This window comes from Shewanella sp. AC34-MNA-CIBAN-0136, assembly GCF_040309945.1.
In the GTDB taxonomy this organism is placed as follows: domain Bacteria; phylum Pseudomonadota; class Gammaproteobacteria; order Enterobacterales; family Shewanellaceae; genus Shewanella.
The window spans coordinates 189746-207388 of record NZ_JBEOPJ010000005.1 but is presented as its reverse complement, the minus strand read 5'-3'; the positions used below and the strand labels follow the sequence as shown (position 1 = coordinate 207388).

General features: G+C 41.5%; 12 protein-coding genes. 7 read left to right on the top strand and 5 right to left on the bottom strand.

Features of this window, described 5'->3' with window-relative positions; translation table 11 throughout:
- The first annotated feature begins 30 nt into the window (after nucleotides 1-30).
- The gene (locus tag AAEY94_RS06990) at nucleotides 31-462 is read left to right on the top strand and encodes a MarR family winged helix-turn-helix transcriptional regulator (protein WP_101086853.1); all 432 of its coding nucleotides are present in this window, start codon (nucleotides 31-33) and stop codon (nucleotides 460-462) included.
- A gap of 72 nt (nucleotides 463-534) precedes the next feature.
- Here the strand turns inward: AAEY94_RS06990 and AAEY94_RS06985 are convergent, their stop codons facing one another.
- On the bottom strand, nucleotides 535-1041 hold the full coding sequence (locus AAEY94_RS06985; RefSeq protein WP_101086854.1) for a DUF2062 domain-containing protein: 507 nt from the start codon (nucleotides 1039-1041) through the stop codon (nucleotides 535-537).
- A gap of 31 nt (nucleotides 1042-1072) precedes the next feature.
- On the opposite strand from AAEY94_RS06985, the gene AAEY94_RS06980 reads away from it, so the two are divergent.
- From AAEY94_RS06980 to AAEY94_RS06960, 5 genes are all read left to right on the top strand, one after another.
- On the top strand, nucleotides 1073-3562 hold the full coding sequence (locus tag AAEY94_RS06980; RefSeq protein WP_350978124.1) for a DNA internalization-related competence protein ComEC/Rec2: 2490 nt from the start codon (nucleotides 1073-1075) through the stop codon (nucleotides 3560-3562).
- 37 nt (nucleotides 3563-3599) lie between these two features.
- Nucleotides 3600-5402: a lipid A export permease/ATP-binding protein MsbA gene (gene msbA / locus AAEY94_RS06975; RefSeq protein ID WP_101086856.1), complete on the top strand. Its 1803-nt coding sequence runs from the start codon at nucleotides 3600-3602 to the stop codon at nucleotides 5400-5402.
- Between the two features lie 16 nt (nucleotides 5403-5418).
- Complete coding sequence (lpxK, locus tag AAEY94_RS06970; protein WP_192115104.1) at nucleotides 5419-6426, top strand: tetraacyldisaccharide 4'-kinase; 1008 nt, start codon at nucleotides 5419-5421, stop codon at nucleotides 6424-6426.
- Entirely contained in the window at nucleotides 6416-6592 is a 177-nt protein-coding gene (locus AAEY94_RS06965) for a Trm112 family protein (protein ID WP_011637840.1), read from the top strand. The genes lpxK and AAEY94_RS06965 overlap by 11 nt, the downstream gene beginning before the upstream one ends.
- Before the next feature lie 394 nt (nucleotides 6593-6986).
- Entirely contained in the window at nucleotides 6987-7718 is a 732-nt protein-coding gene (locus AAEY94_RS06960) for a BUD32 family EKC/KEOPS complex subunit (protein ID WP_123884430.1), read from the top strand.
- Between the two features lie 116 nt (nucleotides 7719-7834).
- On the opposite strand, the gene AAEY94_RS06955 is transcribed toward AAEY94_RS06960, so the two are convergent.
- From AAEY94_RS06955 to AAEY94_RS06940, 4 genes are all read right to left on the bottom strand, one after another.
- The gene (locus AAEY94_RS06955) at nucleotides 7835-8719 is read right to left on the bottom strand and encodes an MBL fold metallo-hydrolase (RefSeq protein ID WP_101086860.1); all 885 of its coding nucleotides are present in this window, start codon (nucleotides 8717-8719) and stop codon (nucleotides 7835-7837) included.
- A 229-nt stretch (nucleotides 8720-8948) separates the two neighbouring features.
- Nucleotides 8949-12014 (bottom strand): efflux RND transporter permease subunit, encoded by a 3066-nt coding sequence (locus AAEY94_RS06950; RefSeq protein WP_162023352.1) that lies wholly within the window; start codon nucleotides 12012-12014, stop codon nucleotides 8949-8951.
- Nucleotides 12011-15262 carry an efflux RND transporter permease subunit gene (locus AAEY94_RS06945; protein WP_350978120.1) on the bottom strand — a complete coding sequence of 1084 codons (3252 nt, stop codon included), beginning with the start codon at nucleotides 15260-15262 and terminating at the stop codon, nucleotides 12011-12013. The genes AAEY94_RS06950 and AAEY94_RS06945 overlap by 4 nt, the downstream gene beginning before the upstream one ends.
- 12 nt (nucleotides 15263-15274) lie before the next feature.
- Entirely contained in the window at nucleotides 15275-16348 is a 1074-nt protein-coding gene (locus AAEY94_RS06940) for an efflux RND transporter periplasmic adaptor subunit (protein ID WP_350978119.1), read from the bottom strand.
- A gap of 320 nt (nucleotides 16349-16668) precedes the next feature.
- Here AAEY94_RS06940 and rhlP point away from each other — a divergent pair, with 320 nt between their 5' ends.
- Nucleotides 16669-17511: a rhombotarget lipoprotein gene (rhlP, locus tag AAEY94_RS06935; RefSeq protein ID WP_182744349.1), complete on the top strand. Its 843-nt coding sequence runs from the start codon at nucleotides 16669-16671 to the stop codon at nucleotides 17509-17511.
- Nucleotides 17512-17643 lie beyond the last annotated feature (132 nt).

Below are 17643 nucleotides of genomic sequence, written 5' to 3'. Positions count from 1 at the left end.
GGGGTATTAAAATGAATTTGAGGATGTCTTATGTCTGAAAATATAAAAGAGCCGCTGTTTAATTTATTACACAGTGTAAAGCGTTCATTGCGTCATGCTATTGATAGTGCTGAATTTGGGTTAACGCCGTTACATTTGCGGGTATTAAAAATTATTGCTAATCAAGATAAAAAAGTAACAGCAAATGATATTGTGCAGAAAACATTGATTGATAAGGCGCAACTGGCGCGGTTGATCAAAGAGTTAATTAATCTGAAGTATGCTGAAAAGTCAAACAATCCTAACGATAAACGCAGCTATTTTTTAGGTTTAAGCCCTGCGGGAGTTAAGGTTGTTATGAAATTGTCTATTGCAGAATTACGTGTGAATGAGTTAATGAAAAGTGGATTAACAGACCAAGAAATTACGGATTTTACGCGTTTAGCAAAGAAGATGGCGCAAAATTTAAATCAACACCTTTAGCCCATAGAAAAGGCCGCTACAGCGACCTTAATACGAGTACATGGGTAAAGTAGCCAATCAATCGAAGACTTTCTAACCTTTACGCTTTTGCCATTTAAACAAAACTGAATAGCGCCACATACTTTTAATGACAATAAACCCAACTAGCGCACTGATTATGCCAAGAGCTAAGCAACCAACGAGAAAGGGTGGGCCGATGGTTGATACTGATGCTTCAATCCAAGCCCAGCTGGCTTCAAACTGAAATGCTTGTGCTTTATGGCCTAGGATTTTAGCGCCTAACAAGTAGGCACCATAAAACATTATAGGCATCGTCAGTGGATTTGTTATCCATACCAGCGCCACAGCAACCGGAAGGTTGACGTTAAATATAATGGCAAATCCAGCAGCAACGACCATTTGAAATGGCATGGGGATCCAAGCCACAAATAGCCCAACAGCAAAGGCTCCTGGCGCTGATTTGCGATTTAATACCCATAAATTAGGTTTGTGCAATAGTGTGCCAAACATCCGTAAATACTTATGTTCACGAAGTGTTTCTGGTTTTGGCATAAATCTTTGTATTAATTTTTTTGGCATATTTGTCGATTAATGTCTTAACTAATTCATTATGAATCGATTTATCTATGGCTTTTGCGCCTGTTCTTTATCAGCGATGTTATGGCCTTCGCTGGCACCAATATGGTGTTTGCCCATTCTATTCTTGGCTATGCTTCTTTGCCTTCGCAAAGGGCCGCTTATGGCTGGCTGTTTATTCGCCGTCATTTGGCTGAGCCTGTTGTTTCATTGTCTATATATGCATCAATATGCTGAAAAGTCGCAACAAATCGAGTTTAAGGCGCAGATAGTATCACTAGTTAGCCAAAACAGCGACTGGATTAGTTTTGATGTGCGCGTCATGGAAAAACCTTATCAAGACGCTTTTTTAGAGACGTTGTCGCTTAATAATGTGCAGCGATATTACCGATTAACATGGCAAAAGCCAGATAAAATTGTTGTTGGCCAAATATGGCAATTTAGTGCAAAGGTTAAAGGGATTTCGAGTATCCAAAATCAAGGTGGTTTTAACCAGCAAAAATACTTTATTAGTAAACATATTGTCGCCAAAGGTCGTGTTAAGCAAGCTGAGTTGCTTAATCACAGTGGATCGATGCGTCAACAGATCATGGAAACATTATCGCCTTTATTGGCACACTTTTCTCAGGGCGATATTTTACAAGCGTTGATTTTTGGTGATAAAAGCGCGTTAACCTCTGAACGTTGGCAGCAGTTGCGGCAGACAGGGGCAGGGCATTTAGTCGCGATTTCAGGTTTACATCTGGCGGTGGTTTTCGGTTTATTCTATGGCATTTTGATTGGGGTAAGTCGTTATGTTTTCTCTTGGCAGCATTTGGCCAAAATCCAACTGGCAATGGTATTTGCGGCAGCATTTACCTTAGGTTATGGCTACTTATCTGGGTTTGCTATTGCCACTCAACGCGCATTGCTGATGCTATTTTTATTGATGATATTCAGCTTTATTAAACAATTTAGTCATCATTGGGATCGACTTGTATATGCATTATTTTTTGTATTGTTGGTCGATCCTTTTGCGTCACTAGGTGCTGGGTTGTGGTTATCTTTTGGTGCATTGGTGATTATTTTATTGTCGGTGAAACCTGATTCGGTAGATCAACGTTCTAGCTTAGGCACTGCTCTTGTTAACCCAGACATTGAAGTTTCTAAGTTCACTTTGAGGGACAAATGTATTCAAAAAGCTATACAGCTTAAGGATAAAATTTTACATGGACTTATTATATTGTGGTCTATTCAATGGCGTTTAGCGCTGTTACTCGGTGTTTTGCAAGGGATATTATTTGGTGGCATTGCACCTCATAGTATCTGGTTGAATATGCTGCTGGTACCTTGGTTTAGTTTGGTGGTTATTCCATTAACCATGCTGAGTTTCTGCATTTGGTTACTGGCGTTGTGCATCCTATGGTTGTTAGCGATTGATATTGTTTCATTGCAAAGCCTAAGCGTAATGATATTTCAGTGGGCTAATTTTAGTTTGGAGCCCTTTGCGTGGTTATTACAGTTGAGTGATCGCTTGCCGTTAAAACAACTGGTGTTAACCGAACAAGAGTTAGCTGCGGGAGTCTTTTTTGTTTTGGCGCTGATATTGTTGATGTTACGCGGTTATGTGCCGAGTCAGCGCAAGTGGGGTTATCGCGTTATAGTGTCAGTGCTTATGCTGCCAGTCATCATGAACAAGTTAGTGACCCATGAGATATTGTTATCGCCAGCGTCTTCGTTAGGTTCAACACCATGGCAGCTTCATGCCATCGATGTGGCTCAAGGAATGGCTGTGGTTTTACAGCAAGGGCAGCACGGGGTTATTTACGACACTGGCGCTGCTTATGGCGAATTCAGTTATGCTCAACGTGCGATATTGCCTTTTTTGGCCAGTAAGGGGATTCGTTATATTGATTATATTGTCGTGAGTCATGACGATAATGATCATGCTGGTGGATTAAACGTATTAGTCGAACAATTTCCGCAGGCGACATTAATTGCTGATTTTTCAGCATCAGCGTTAACTGAATCATCACATAGCGTGCAAACTTGTGACGGTGAATTATTGTGGCGCGGTGTACAATTGAGTTTTATCCCAAATATTTTAAGCGCCAATAGTAATGATAATAACCGTTCCTGCGTGGTCAAATTGTTTGACGGTCAGTCAACGGTGTTGTTAACCGGAGACATTGAAGCTCCACGAGAGCAAGCACTTTTGGCGGTAAATGCAGATATTCAAGCCGATATTTTATTCGTTCCGCACCACGGTAGTCGAACCTCATCTACCCAAGCCTTTATTGATAGTGTTAACCCCCAATTAGCTATTTTTACCGCAGGTTTCTCTAATCAATATGGTTTTCCTAAACCGGATATTGTGGCGCGGTATCAACAACAAGGCAGTAAAATATTACAAACTGGCCATGTCGGCCAAATAAGCATCAACTTCACTGATGAAGGATACAAAGTGACCACTTATCGTCAGCAAATTGCCCCATTTTGGTATAACCGTTTGTTTAGATTTGGTGAGTCACTTAAAGCAGAGTAGAATGTTATTCATGTTTGCTAGTTAAGTATTGGATTCAATGTCAGCATCACCTAAAAATGAAATGTGGGTCGTTTTCAAACGTTTGATGGCCTATGTCGTACCGATGAAAGCCATGTTTATTATGGCTGTTCTAGGTCTTATTACTTATGGCGCTGTCGATGCAGCGTTTATCGCATTTATTAAGCCGTTTATTGATGAAGGCTTTAGTCAAACTCCAGCGATAGTCGCCGGTGTCGACTTACCAACGCACGGTGGCTTTAACGCTAATAAAGACATTATGTTAATGGCCCCAATAGCGGTTATTTTAATGTTTAGTTTACGTGGTGTGGCTAACTTTGTGTCGACCTATTGTGTGTCATACATGAGTGCTCAGCTCATTATGGATATGCGTCAACAAGTGTTTGAGCATTACCTACGTTTACCTGTGAGTTATATTGACCGTGAAAATAGCGGTAATTTGATTTCGCGCGTTACGTTTGATACCGAACAAATTGCTCGAGCATCAGGCAGTGCGTTAATTTCAATCGTCCGAGACAGCATGACGGCCATCGGTATGTTAGGCATTATGTTCTACTATTCGTGGAAATTGTCGTTATGCATTTTGGTGATAGGCCCCATCATGGGCGTGGTTATCAGTGTTGTCAGCAAACGCTTTCGCAAGGTTTCTAAGCAAATTCAATCTGCAATGGGCGGCGTAACCGCAACCACAGAGCAGATGATTAAGGGCCATAAAAACGTATTAGTGTTTGGTGGACAAAAAACTGAGGTTGAACGCTTTTTCCAAGTTAACGATCGTAACCGCTACCAAAACATGAAACTTGCGGTTGCGCAGTCAATCAGCCAGCCGCTCATTATGGTGATTGGTTCATTCGCATTGGCGTTTGTGTTGTATGCCGCTACTTGGGATAGCATGAGAACGGATTTAACCGCTGGTACTTTTGCTGCTATTTTAGGCGCCATGTTAGCCATGCTACAACCGATTAAAAACTTAACCCGTGTCAATGCGGAATTTCAGCGTGGTATTGCCGCTTGTACCACAGTATTTGAATTATTAGACACCCCACCAGAACCTGATAATGGCGCATTTAGTATCGATAGAGTTGAAGGTAAGTTGACCTTTGATAATGTGACATTTGCATATCCTGGCCAAGAAAAGTCAGCACTTAATGGGATTAATTTTGAAGTTAAGCCGGGTAAAACGGTTGCATTAGTAGGCCGTTCAGGCTCTGGTAAATCGACCATTGCCAGTTTGATTACTCGCTTTTATGGTAATTTATCAACTGGTGATATCCGTCTTGATGACACCAGTATTTATGATTACCAACTAAAATCACTGCGTAATCAAGTCGCTCTAGTGTCGCAACAAGTTACCTTGTTTAACGACACTATCGCCAATAACATTGCTTATGCTTATCCAGGTGAAGTGACTCGCGAACAAATTGTGCATGCAGCAGAATTAGCCTATGCCATGGAATTTATTGATACTTTACCTGAAGGTCTTGATACCCAAGTCGGCGAAAATGGTGTGTTGCTTTCAGGCGGCCAGCGCCAACGTATTGCCATTGCTCGCGCCATGTTACGTGATGCGCCAGTGTTAATTTTAGATGAAGCAACATCGGCATTGGATACTGAGTCGGAAAAAGCGATTCAAAAAGGCCTCGATAATCTTCGTCATAATCGCACCTCTATTGTGATTGCCCATCGCTTATCAACCATAGAAAGCGCTGATGAAATTTTGGTTATCGATCAAGGGAAAATTGTTGAACGCGGTAATCACAGTGAGTTAATTGCCCAAGCAGGTATTTACGCTAATCTTTACCAGATGCAGTTCAGTCAATAATGATTAGGTGGTTGTGATGCAACAGCTTATTCATCGCATTTGGTATCAAGGTCATCAAGCTAAATGGTTATTACTACCGTTATCTGGGGTATTTTGGTTAATATCCACTATTAGGCGGTTACTGTTTAGTTGTGGGCTAAAACAAGCGCAAGTATTACCTGTCCCCGTAATAGTGGTGGGTAATATCACCGCGGGAGGCAGTGGTAAAACTCCAACAGTAATTTATTTAATTGAACTGTTACGCCAACATGGTTACAAGCCAGGTGTGATAAGCCGAGGCTATGGAGTTAATATCGATGGTGTTGTTGCTGTCAATCCTAATGCAAAAGCCAATGATGTAGGGGATGAGCCTGCAATGATAGTGGCTCGTACTCAAGTACCTATGGTTGTCGGTGCCAAGAGAGTGAGCGCAGCGCATACATTATTAGCAGACTTTGATGTTGATGTGATTATTAGTGATGATGGCTTACAGCATTATGCCTTAGGCCGTGATATCGAAATTGCTTTAGTGGATGGTGAGCGTCGTTATGGCAATCACTGCTTGTTACCCGCAGGCCCTTTACGTGAAGGTTTGTGGCGGTTAAATTCAGTTGATTTTGTGATAAATAATGGCGGACCAGCTCAAACCGGTGAAGTGCTGATGGCACTAGAGCCCGCGCCGCTTTGTCAGGTTGACAATAACCTAGACGATAAGTTTAATCAGCAACACAGTGTCGTTGCGATGGCGGGTATTGGTAACCCGCAACGTTTTTTTAATAGTATTAGCCAGTTAGGCTATAAAGTAGTACAAACAGTTGAGTTCGCAGATCACCAAGCTTTTGACCAAAAGCAATTAAGTGACTTATCCGTACAGCATTCATTATTAATGACTGAAAAAGATGCGGTTAAATGTCGCGATTTTGCACAATCAAACTGGTGGTATTTACCTGTAAATGCGAAGCTTAACTCAGAATTTGATCACGCATTGTTGAGCCAATTACAGCAAGTGGCTCAAACTAAAAAAGGATTGTCTCATGGCATTTGATAAAAAATTACTCGAAATTGTGGCCTGCCCAGTATGTAAAGGCAAGCTAGATTACGACAAAGAGTCGCAACAACTGATCTGCAAGTTTGATAAATTAGCGTATCCAATTACCGAAGGTATTCCGGTATTGTTAGAAAATCGTGCTACAGCGATAGTGACTGAATAACGGTTCGATGATGTGAAAAATGATTGAATGATTAAGCGCCCAAAAGGGCGCTTTTTTTGTTTCAGGAAAGCCATTATATTGAGCTGCAACATTTTTCTTATTCAGCTATCAACAGTTTGCTCTTAGCTCCGTTTATCTAATCATTTTTACCTTAGTCATTAATCATGTGTTCTATTTAATGATGAATTGATCGGATATTTATACTGATTAATATCAATGGTAACCAAATGTATCGTTTGTGTTTTTAGTTTGTATACAAGCTATGTATGAAGTTTTTATATAAAGCTAATATTCTATCAAAAAGCACTAAAAATCATTGATTTAATTGAGTTCTATAAACGTTAGTAAGATAATTTAGTCATCAGTAATAGTGAGTCGATGACTAGGTTGTTTTATGACTGAGAATGATGGTTTTCAACAACATGTGGCTAAGGTTTATCGTGAACACCGTGGCGAACGTGTAGTGCCTTTCGAATACCAAGGTAAGCGATATTGGTTGAAGCAAGTAGAGCATCTTGCAGGGGCGATGCGTTTATTAAAGCAAAACTCCACAGCTGCATTGCATAAAGAAATTGGTGTATTAAATACGCTAAGTCATTTAGGTGCACCAGTGCCTGCGGTTGTCGATTTTGGTGACGGTTACATGGTTGTCGAAGACGCTGGAAGTACCATTAATCATCTGCTCGAGCGTACAAGCCAAACCTTATGGCAACCCATTTTAAATGATGTCAGCGTAGCATTAGCGAAACTACACTCTATGCAGCTTGCTCATGGTCGTCCAGCCTTACGTGACATTAGCTGGCAAGCCGGTGAGGTTAAATTTATCGATTTTGAGGCGAATCAACAGCATAAATCAGTTGTCTCACAACAAATTCGAGACGTGTTGGTGTTTATCCATAGCTTATATCGCTATATTGGACCCAATAATAATGTGATTAATCAAGCTATTGCTTGTTATCGTTTAGCGGGTGGTGAAGCAATATGGCAAAAAGCCAAGCAATTTTTAGCTTCCTGGCAATGGTTATATTATTTCGCGAGACCTTTTCGAGATATTGGTGGAAAAGATTTGAAGCCAGTGTATTGGGTGTTGTGGCATTTCAGGCAAGCGCCTTTAACACTGGCATAGTGGCTGTAATACCTTTAACTACGTTGGTATTTTATACAAAAAGCTTGCCTAGACAGCAAGCTTTTGTATGTAGACCGGTAGTGATCTTGATTGATATACCGAAATGGATTATCTAGTTAAGATTTTGCGGCTAGGTCTTGATATAAAGTTTCAATCCATTTATCTGCCGAGATAAATTCCCAAGCCCAATTAGCATATTTTGCTGGAACGCCCTGTTTTTTGATGGTGGCTAAATCATGGCCCATTTCAATTTCACCACGCATCCAATTAATACTGTCATCAAGCATATGCTTGAATTTTAGCAGTGCATTTTTATCGGCTAACTCGCCATGACCGGGTATTACCTTAGTTTTATTGTCTAAACGATCGAGGATCAAACTGACGTTTTCACGATAGCCTGTTACAGAGCCTCCCGCCGCTAAATCAATGTACGGAAAGCGGTCTTTAAAGTATAAATCGCCCATGTGAATAATATTGGCTTTTTGCCACATGACGACACTGTCACCATCGGTATGGCCTGGACCTAGGTGAATAACCTCTAAAGTATCTTGATTAAAATGAATTGAGATATTGTCTTCATAAGTGATAACGGGCAATGCTGACGCAGGAGTACTGCTATCCGCTTTGAGACGTTCGAGAACATTATGATGAGCTAAGATAGAGCCTGTTTCACCAAAGTGGGCGTTTCCACCCGTATGGTCACCATGGTAATGAGTATTAACGATGTATTTAGGCAAGCCAGGTTGAATATCATTAAGTGCGGCGGTAATTTTATCGGCTAAAGGTGCAAATTGATCATCAACAATTAATATGCCGTCATCTCCAGCAGAAACCGCAATATTGCCTCCGGCCCCGATAAACATGTAAGTATTATTGTCTAGTTTGTTGGATTTAATGACCACATCACTGAACTTATCATCAGCAATGGCTGACGTTTGAGCTAATGCAAGCATCGCTACTGCACTGAGTCCGATGATGTGACGTTGAAATGTTAGTTTCATGACGATCCCTCATTGCTGTAATAGCAATTATTTTATTGTTATTAATACTGCCTAGCGTAACAAGTTGATCACTTATCGTGCAACAACATCCAGTGAATTAGCATCTGATTAAATAAAATCACGCTTCTCCAATGTAGCTTATTAAGCATTGACCGTAGCAAACATTGACCATAGCAAACATTGACTACTGTAAACAGTAACGATGCACCAGCAGAACTGAAGTGTAGGACTATTTGGTCCAAGGCAGCAGTTTTTGAGCAAATGCATTGGCTAGCCCTAGTCTAATTGCGGCTTTATGTCGTACTAGATATAGTGCTTGGTAGCATAATGGTACCAAATACAAACTGGTGACGGTTGAAAAGGTTAACCCACCAATAATGGCAATGGCCATTGGCGAATACGGCGGTCCACCACCGCCTATCTGAGTATCTCCCATTGCTAATGGCACTAATCCCAGCACTGTGGTTGCAACCGTCATTAATACCGGACGTAAACGAGTAATACACACGTTAATGATGGTATCACTTAGCTTATCCAAATCGGGTGTCATCTGATTAATTTGGTCTACCAGTACAATACCGTTATTAACCACAATGCCCATCAAAATAAGTATGCCAATCATCGACATTACCGACATTGGTGTACCTGTGAGCCACAATGCCCAGAACACGCCAGTAATTGAGAACATAATCGAAGTGATAATAGCTGTCGGTAGCAGCAGTGATTCAAATAACGCCGCCATGACGATATAAATCATTGCGATAGCCAAGATCATATTTACCGCCATGATGGACTGGTCTTCATCTTGGCGTTCAAAACCACCGCGTAACGAGTAGCCGTACCCGTAGGGGAAGTTCACTGAGTCCATCACCTGAGTAATTTTGGTTTGCGCTTCTTCGGTTGTGAGATCTTCAAGATTTGCACCAATGGATAAAGCCGTTTGGCGATTAAAATGACGAATAGTATCAAATCGAGGAACTACGGTTGCTTCAGCTAAACTGTCCAGGGTATAAACTCGGTCACCTTGGCGAATGATCGGCAGTTGCTTAAGTTTTTCTAAAGAGTTCTGCCAGCTTTTGTCATAGGCCAGTTCGATACGTAGTTCGCCGCTAGGATCATGGCGAAACGAACGTAACTGCGACCCTCTTAAGGCAATGGCAATGTTCGATGCTATATCGCTTAAGGTTAAATCCAGACGGGCAGCCATTTCTCGGTTGATCACCACCACCACTTCTTGTTGGGCGCCATTCACTTCCGAGCGCACATCGACTAAGCCCTCTATATTGTCGAGCAATGGCATCACTTGTTCACTGATGCGGATTAGTTCGGTTGTTGAGCGTCCCGTTAAGGTTACACGAATGCCGTTATTTTCATTGCCCCAACCAAATTGTGGCGTAGCAATCGAAAATTTAGGAAATCCTTCGCGGATCATTTTCTTTAACTCACCAATGTCTATTGGGATGTCTTTTTGTAATAAAATGGTTGATTGTGCATCTTGCGGGGCGTAGTAACTGTAAACCGCATCAATATAAAACGTGTCTTTATTGCTGTATAAATACGTTTCCATGCTATTAATCATGGCTTCGGTCACCGCTAGATTATGGCGACCTTCTAGTTGGTAATTAATGTATAAACGGTCATTACCTTCACCATCTCCCTGATCTTGTTGCACCATGCTTAATGGCAATGCTGTTGATACCAACAATGCCACTGCGATGACACCAGAACGTTTTGGTCGGGTTAATATCCACGTGAGGCTGCGTTGATAAAAACGCCCTAAGCGATTGTTGTCATTAGCGGCCTGCACTTCAAAGTGAAAGTGGTTGAGCATCAGTGGGATTAATGTTTTCGCTACCAATAATGAAGCCGCTAGCGAGATACAAATGGCCACAGCAACATGTTCTAAAAAGATGGTCAGTTGCACTTTTACGCCAAAAATATTCGGTAAAAATACAATGGCGGTGGTTAATGTACCTGCTAAAACCGCCAAAGAGACTTTTTCAACGCCAGTTAACACGGCTTGTTGGTTGGCTTTTATCTGACAAGTGTCGTCAATGTGCCCAGCTTGTTTCTCTTGTAGCACGCTTTCGGTGACCACCACCGCATTATCAATCAACATGCCGACGGCTAATAACAATCCCATCATCGATAAAATATTTAAGCTGTAGCCTAAAAAATACATACCAGCCAATGTCATACATAATGAAATCGGTACCGATGAGATAACCACTAAGGTCATTTTAAGGTTACGCAAAAACAGAAACAGCACCCCAAATGACAGTACCGCACCCATTAAGCCAGACAGTAATAAGTCTTTGAGTGAGGACTTAACCCCATAGGCTTGGTCTTCCATGATAAACAGTTTGATGCCATTAAATTGCTGATCTTGCTTAACCTGTTCGATAACGCTTAGCACACGATCAGACACCTCTACTAAATTGGCACCAGATTCCTTAAATACATCAATACCCACCGCATATTTTTGATCTAAATGTCGGCCTTCAATTTTCTCGGGCAGGGCATAGCTTACCATCGCAATATCTTGCAAGCGGATACCCGGCACAATCACCAGATTATTGATATCATCAAGGCTGGTAAATTCACCTTTTGGTGAGACTTGATACACCCGTGAATTTTCTCTTAGGGTACCCGCACTGATGACAAAGTTTTCTGCCAGTAAACGCGATCGTAAATCGAGACTATTAAGGCTTGATGCGACTAATTTATCGGCATCAAGTCGGATTTCAATCTGTTTTTGTTCAACACCATAAAGGGTGACTTTTGATACGCCATCAACGCGTTCAAGTGGCTTACGAAGCTGTTTGTCTAACAAATCAAATGCATTAGAGAGTTCGCGCTCGCTTGATATGCGAATGGTTAACACCGGCATATCGGCGGTTGAGAACTGTTGGATCATGACGCGCTCAACATCTTTTGGTAATAAATGCCTTACCGAGTCAATTTTCTCGCGCGCTTCTAGGCTTTTGGTGGCAACATCTTCACCCCATTTCATGTTGAGCTGAATAAACGCCCCGTCTTGGGTTGAATCTGATCGCACCTCTTCTATGCCGCTCATGGTAGCAAGTGACTCTTCCAGCACTTTAGTGATGTCGCGTTCAACTTCTGCAGGGCTGGAGCCTTTGTACGGAACTTGCACCACAATTTGTGGAATATCAATTCCTGGAAACATTTCTAATGGCAGCATTCTACTGGCCGCCATGCCAAACAACATAATGGCCAAGAAAAACATGCAGGTGGTGACGGGGCGCTTTATCGCCAGTTGAGTGATGTTCATGCTGGCGTCTCCGCTGTATTAAACTCAACGTCGCTTTGGGTATATTGTTTACGGTCAAATAGCGCATATAAAGCGGGAATAACTAACAATGTAAGCAAGGTTGACATGCTTAATCCGAAAATGACTGTAATAGCCATTGGCGCACGAACTTCACTGCCATCGCCAATGCCTATTGCCATTGGTAATAAACCTAAGGTAGTGGTTAGGGTTGTCATCATGATAGGACGTAAACGAGATTGCGCGGCATCATTAATCGCGGTCAGTTTATCAATACCTTCTTGGCGCAATTGATTAATACGGTCAACCAATACAATCGCATTGTTGACCACAATACCTGCTAGCATAATTAAGCCAATAAATACCACTACACTCAAATGGGTCCCGGTAATGAATAAACCCACAATACTGCCGGCAACGGCCATTGGAACAGCGATTAAGATTAGCAGTGGATGCAACAATGATTCAAATTGGCTTGCCATCACTAAATACACTAGGAAGATAGCCAAAACGAGGGCTATTTTCAATGAGTCAAATGAGTGCTCCATTTCTTCATTTTGGCCGCCAAATCTGGCCTGAATCGAACTTGGTAGCTGCTGTTTAGCCAATATCTGCTGGGCTTCAATGACCGCTTCGCTTAAGTCACCGTAAGCCAAATTAGACGACACAATAGCGACTCGTTGTTGACTGATACGATTAATTGCTGAAGGGCCAATTTGCAAATCGATTGTGGCAATAGCACTTAATGGAATTGGTTGGGCACTATTGGGATTAATAATTAACGATTCAATGTCGCTGATTTGATCGCGTTCGCTTAATTCACTGCGCACCAAAATATCCACTTTACGATCGCGTACCGTAAACTGGCTGGCAATAGTGCCACCGACACGTTGGGCTATGCGGTTAGCGACTGTCGGAGCGTCCATTCCCAGCGAGGCTAAACGGGCATGGTCAAAGCGAATACTGATCTCTGGTTGGCCATCGCGCAAGGTAGTATTGATGTCACTAAAGCGGTCAGAATCAGACAAGGCTTTAACCAGTTGGTCTGCACTTTGTTTGAGTTGAGCTAAATCATAACCCGATAGCTCAATTTCAAGCGGGGTTTTAAAACTGAATAATTCAGGGTGTTCAATTTGCGCTTCTAGTTCAGGAATATTTTTTGCTGTGTTACGCAATACCTGACTAACCGCATTAAAGGCTAAAGGGTCTGCGAGTACCACTTGTAATCGGCCCCAGTTTTCACCACCTCTTGCTGTATCCGATGTCATTAACCCACCGCTACCGGCCTGACTATAGGCGTGTTTCACATCTTCACGGTCTTTAATCGACAGCGCTAGTTGTTGTAATACAGCATCAGTTTCACTGACTTCGGTGCCTGGCGGTAATAATACTTCGACATAAAACTCACCTTGATTCATCGGCGGGATTAACTCGACACCTAACTTAGGCAGTAAACTGCTTGACGCTAGGGTTACCAAAAGTGCTAACACAATGGTCAATACTTGATAGCGTAGAGCGTGATGTAACACCCGGAAATAGATTGATTCGACGATGCGATATAAGTAGTTAAAACCAGCACAGATGGGTTTGAGTAATAGCCCAAATACACTACTTACAAAACGGCTAATGACAATAATTGCGGTTAATAATCCTGAAGGCAAATAGCTAAACAAGAGTTTAAATGGAAAGCTCAGCACAGCCAGTAAGTAGTAGGCCACTTTGCCTTTTCGGCTAGTGGGTTTCGGTTTTTGGGCTACTTCAATAGGTTGCGGCAGGCTGGTGAAGCCTTGTCGTGATGCCAACATGGGAATGGCTGTTAAGGCAACAAATAATGAGGCGAGTAGGGCGAACGTGACCGTGAGCGCTTGGTCGGCAAATAAGGCTCCTGCAATGCCGTCGACAAACACTAAAGGGACAAATACAGCTAGAGTGGTGAGTGTTGATGCAAAAATGGCGCCTGAGACTTCTTTACATCCTGTGACGGCAGCTTCAACTTTACTCATGCCTTGAGATTTATAACGGTCTATGTTTTCTAATACCACAATTGCATTGTCGACCAATAAACCAATTGCTAACGCAATACCACCTAACGACATAATGTTTAAGCTGATATCGGCAAAGTACATCATGTTAAAGGTAGCAATAACCGAAAAGGGAATCGAGATAGAAATAATTAATGTGGCAATAATGTCCCGTAAAAACAGGTAAATTACCAGCATCGCCAGTAAGCTGCCAAATAACGCTGCCGATGTCACTTCATTGACTGCGCTTTCAATAAACTCAGATTGGTCGTAAATTACTTTTAACTTATTGTGTTCATTAGCTTGATTGATTTTTTCAAGTTCAGATCGTAGCTTTTGTGCAACAGCAACGGTATTGGCGTCACCTTCTTTGTATATGGCTAATTCAATCGATTCTACTTCGCCGATGCGAGTAATATCACTGCGTTCTTTGTAGGCATCACTAATCACCGCAATATCAGATAATCTGACTAACGTTTGGCCATCGCGGTAGATAATCACTTGACCTAATTCATCTAATGAATTGAATTGATTTAAGGTTCTGACCAAGTATTCTTTATCACCCTGAATCACTTTACCTGCTGAAAGGTTGATATTTTCTTCATTTATACGGCGCTTAACCTGGTCGGCATTAAGGTTCAATTGGCTTAGTTTTTGTTGATTTAATTCAATATGAACTTCTTGCTCTAACCCGCCTGATAGCCTTACGGCGGCAACACCGGATAAGGCTTCTAAACGTCGTTTTAACTCCTCATCTGCAAAGGTTCGCATTTGCTTTAATTGTTCCGCATCGGCATTGGGTACAGAAAAAGCTAAGCGCATGATGGGATCAAGATTGGGGTTAAAACGCAGTAATAATGGTTTATTAATGTCTAAGGGCAGCTCGATAGTGTCGATTTTTTCACGCACTTCAAGGCTAGCCATGTCCATATTTGTGCCCCATTCAAACTCGAGCACAACATCAGACATGCCAGAACGTGAAATTGAACTTATTTTCCGCAGTCCTTTTACCACCCCAACAGCTTCTTCAATTGGTTTTGATACCAGCTGCTCAATTTCAACCGGAGCGGCACCGTCATAGGCTGTGCGTATGGTCACGCTGGGATAGCTTAAATCGGGTAACAGTTTTACCGCGAGGCGAGAAAACCCTACCATGCCAAAAAGCATCACAGCTAACATGAACATCCATACAGTGACGGGGCGTTTAACCGAAGTGTTAATTATTGACATTATCCCGCTCCGTTATCGAATAGCTGCGAAGCTAAGTGGGGTAATAATTTCCACTAATGATTGATCTTTGAGGTTTTGTTGGCCCCTGATGACAATTTGTTCGCCATCTTCAACACCCGATAAAATTTCAACCGTGTTATTTTCACGATATCCCAAGGTGACTTCACGTCGTTGTGCCTTGGTGTCTTTTATCACATACAAAGCTTGAGTGTTGTCTTGGTTGATTAATGCGTTATAAGGCACGGTAAGTACATCAAGGTGGGTGTCGTATTTAAGTTCAACCCGAGTAAACATACCCGCTTTTAATGTTGCATCTTGATTTGGCACGGCTAACGTCACTTTAAACGTACCGCTTTGAGCATCCACTATCGGACTAATGCGCAGCACTTTTGCATCGATAATATTGGCCGCTGTACCTTGGTGTTGTTGAATAATACTGGCTTGTTGACCAACCCGTAAACTAGCAAGTTGTTGTTCTGGTAAGTGTAATATGCCGTGAAGTTGGTCTTGATTAACAACATAAAATAACTCTTGGAACTCTTTTGCCATATTGCCTGTTTTAACATAGCGTGAAGCAACGACACCATTAATGGGTGAGGTGATTTGGCTTTCTTTAACTTGTAGCTCTGCTAAGTCGCGCTGTGCTTTAGCAGCTTGTAGGTTGAACTCGAGCTTGGCCATTTGATCCTGGCTAATAAACTCTTTGTTGTTCATTTTATTTAAACGATTTAACTCTTGCTGAATAATCTGCACTTCGGCTTCTGAACGATTGAAATCATAACGTTGACGCTTGGCATCAATTACCGCAAGTATTTGCCCTTTGGTAACCCGATCGCCTTCTTCAACGTTAATCTTTTCGATTATCCCAGCAATGCGGCTCATCACATGAGACTCTTCAGGTGCTTCAAGTGTGGCGGTGGTGCTGTAAAAAGAGGATACATTGCCTGTGGTGACCAGTGCTGTTTCAACCGGAATAGCAAATTTTTCATCTTTTTTTGCTTGCTCTTCTTCGCCGCTGCAACCACTCAATACTGCAATACAAAGTAAAGGAATTGCCATTTTCTTCATGCTGATGAACCTATCCATGGGGTACCTGCTAGTGTTATATTTTTTGAATTAAATGACGCTAATGTACTTATTGTTATTCTTAAGCGAGTTAACGTCACGTTATCATTTGTAACTAATGTTAATTAAATACATCAAAGCACTAACTGTGCCACTTTTTATAGTGTATAAATAACAAAGGTTTATAGTATTTTTGGTTAAGGGTTAGCGAAATTGACAATGTTAATGTAGTGAAAATAATTAACATTTGGTGTGATTGGTTATTTATGTATTTTCGTGTTGTAGAAATAAACAGATTCATTGATATCAATAAATGGAAAATAATTTAAAAGGAAGCGTAAATGAAAACAACAACATGGTTGGGCATGATGGCATCAGTTTTTTTATTGTCTTCATGCAGTATGTTGGTGAGCCAGCAGTCGGGGAAACAGTCTGTTTCGAGCAGTCTGATGGACTTTTTGTATCCTAATAAAGAAGCCCGTGCAGTACATAGCGCCGAAGTTCCATTGCTCACATTACCGGTAAAAGTCGGTATTGCCTTTGTACCGTCAACAGGCTTTCAAAAAGAGGCTGTGCATAGTAAAGATCAATACGAATTACTTGAAAAAGTGAAAGCGGCTTTTGTTCAATATGATTATATTGACCGCATTGAAGTCATTCCGAGTACTTATCTTGCTGGTGGTGATGGTTTTAACACATTAGAACAAGTTGGGCGTTTATATGATGTCGATGTAATGGCGTTGGTGTCTTACGATCAAGTGACTCAGTCTGTAGAGAATAATGCCGCGTTATTGTATTGGACCATCGTGGGTATGTATGTGATTCCGGGCAATGAAAATACCGTACAAACCTTTGTCGATACTGCAGTGTTTGACATTAAAAGTAGGAAAATGCTCTTTAGAGCACCAGGGATCAGTAAGCTCGAAAAGCGCACAACCGCTATTGGTATTGACGAAACATTAGCTGAAAAATCGATGCAAGGTTTTGACCTGGCAGTTACTGATATGACTAAAAACTTAGACGATGAGTTAGCTCGTTTTAAAGTGAGAGTTAAAGAGGAAAAAATTGCCAAGGTGGAACATAGCAATAATTACAGTGGCGGGACTATTGATATTCAGTTTGGTTTACTATTATTGATAATGTTATTCATTCGATTAAGACTCAGTAAGGATGTTGAACGCTAACCTTACTGTGGGCTATGTTCAATTGACTATGCTCAAGTATCTATTTTCAATGAGCAGTGATTAATCGATGAGTCACGTTGTTCGGTTAATCATTTTTATACTATCATTTTTTAGAAGTCGTTTTATCTGTGA

What these genes read in the sequence shown, in the direction of transcription:
- AAEY94_RS06990 (WP_101086853.1), top strand. Translation starts at nt 31, where the DNA reads ATGTCTGAAAATATAAAAGAGCCGCTGTTTAATTTATTACACAGTGTA.
- AAEY94_RS06985 (WP_101086854.1), bottom strand. Translation starts at nt 1,041, where the DNA reads ATGCCAAAAAAATTAATACAAAGATTTATGCCAAAACCAGAAACACTT.
- AAEY94_RS06980 (WP_350978124.1), top strand. Translation starts at nt 1,073, where the DNA reads ATGAATCGATTTATCTATGGCTTTTGCGCCTGTTCTTTATCAGCGATG.
- msbA (WP_101086856.1), top strand. Translation starts at nt 3,600, where the DNA reads ATGTCAGCATCACCTAAAAATGAAATGTGGGTCGTTTTCAAACGTTTG.
- lpxK (WP_192115104.1), top strand. Translation starts at nt 5,419, where the DNA reads ATGCAACAGCTTATTCATCGCATTTGGTATCAAGGTCATCAAGCTAAA.
- AAEY94_RS06965 (WP_011637840.1), top strand. Translation starts at nt 6,416, where the DNA reads ATGGCATTTGATAAAAAATTACTCGAAATTGTGGCCTGCCCAGTATGT.
- AAEY94_RS06960 (WP_123884430.1), top strand. Translation starts at nt 6,987, where the DNA reads ATGACTGAGAATGATGGTTTTCAACAACATGTGGCTAAGGTTTATCGT.
- AAEY94_RS06955 (WP_101086860.1), bottom strand. Translation starts at nt 8,719, where the DNA reads ATGAAACTAACATTTCAACGTCACATCATCGGACTCAGTGCAGTAGCG.
- AAEY94_RS06950 (WP_162023352.1), bottom strand. Translation starts at nt 12,014, where the DNA reads ATGAACATCACTCAACTGGCGATAAAGCGCCCCGTCACCACCTGCATG.
- AAEY94_RS06945 (WP_350978120.1), bottom strand. Translation starts at nt 15,262, where the DNA reads ATGTCAATAATTAACACTTCGGTTAAACGCCCCGTCACTGTATGGATG.
- AAEY94_RS06940 (WP_350978119.1), bottom strand. Translation starts at nt 16,348, where the DNA reads ATGGATAGGTTCATCAGCATGAAGAAAATGGCAATTCCTTTACTTTGT.
- rhlP (WP_182744349.1), top strand. Translation starts at nt 16,669, where the DNA reads ATGAAAACAACAACATGGTTGGGCATGATGGCATCAGTTTTTTTATTG.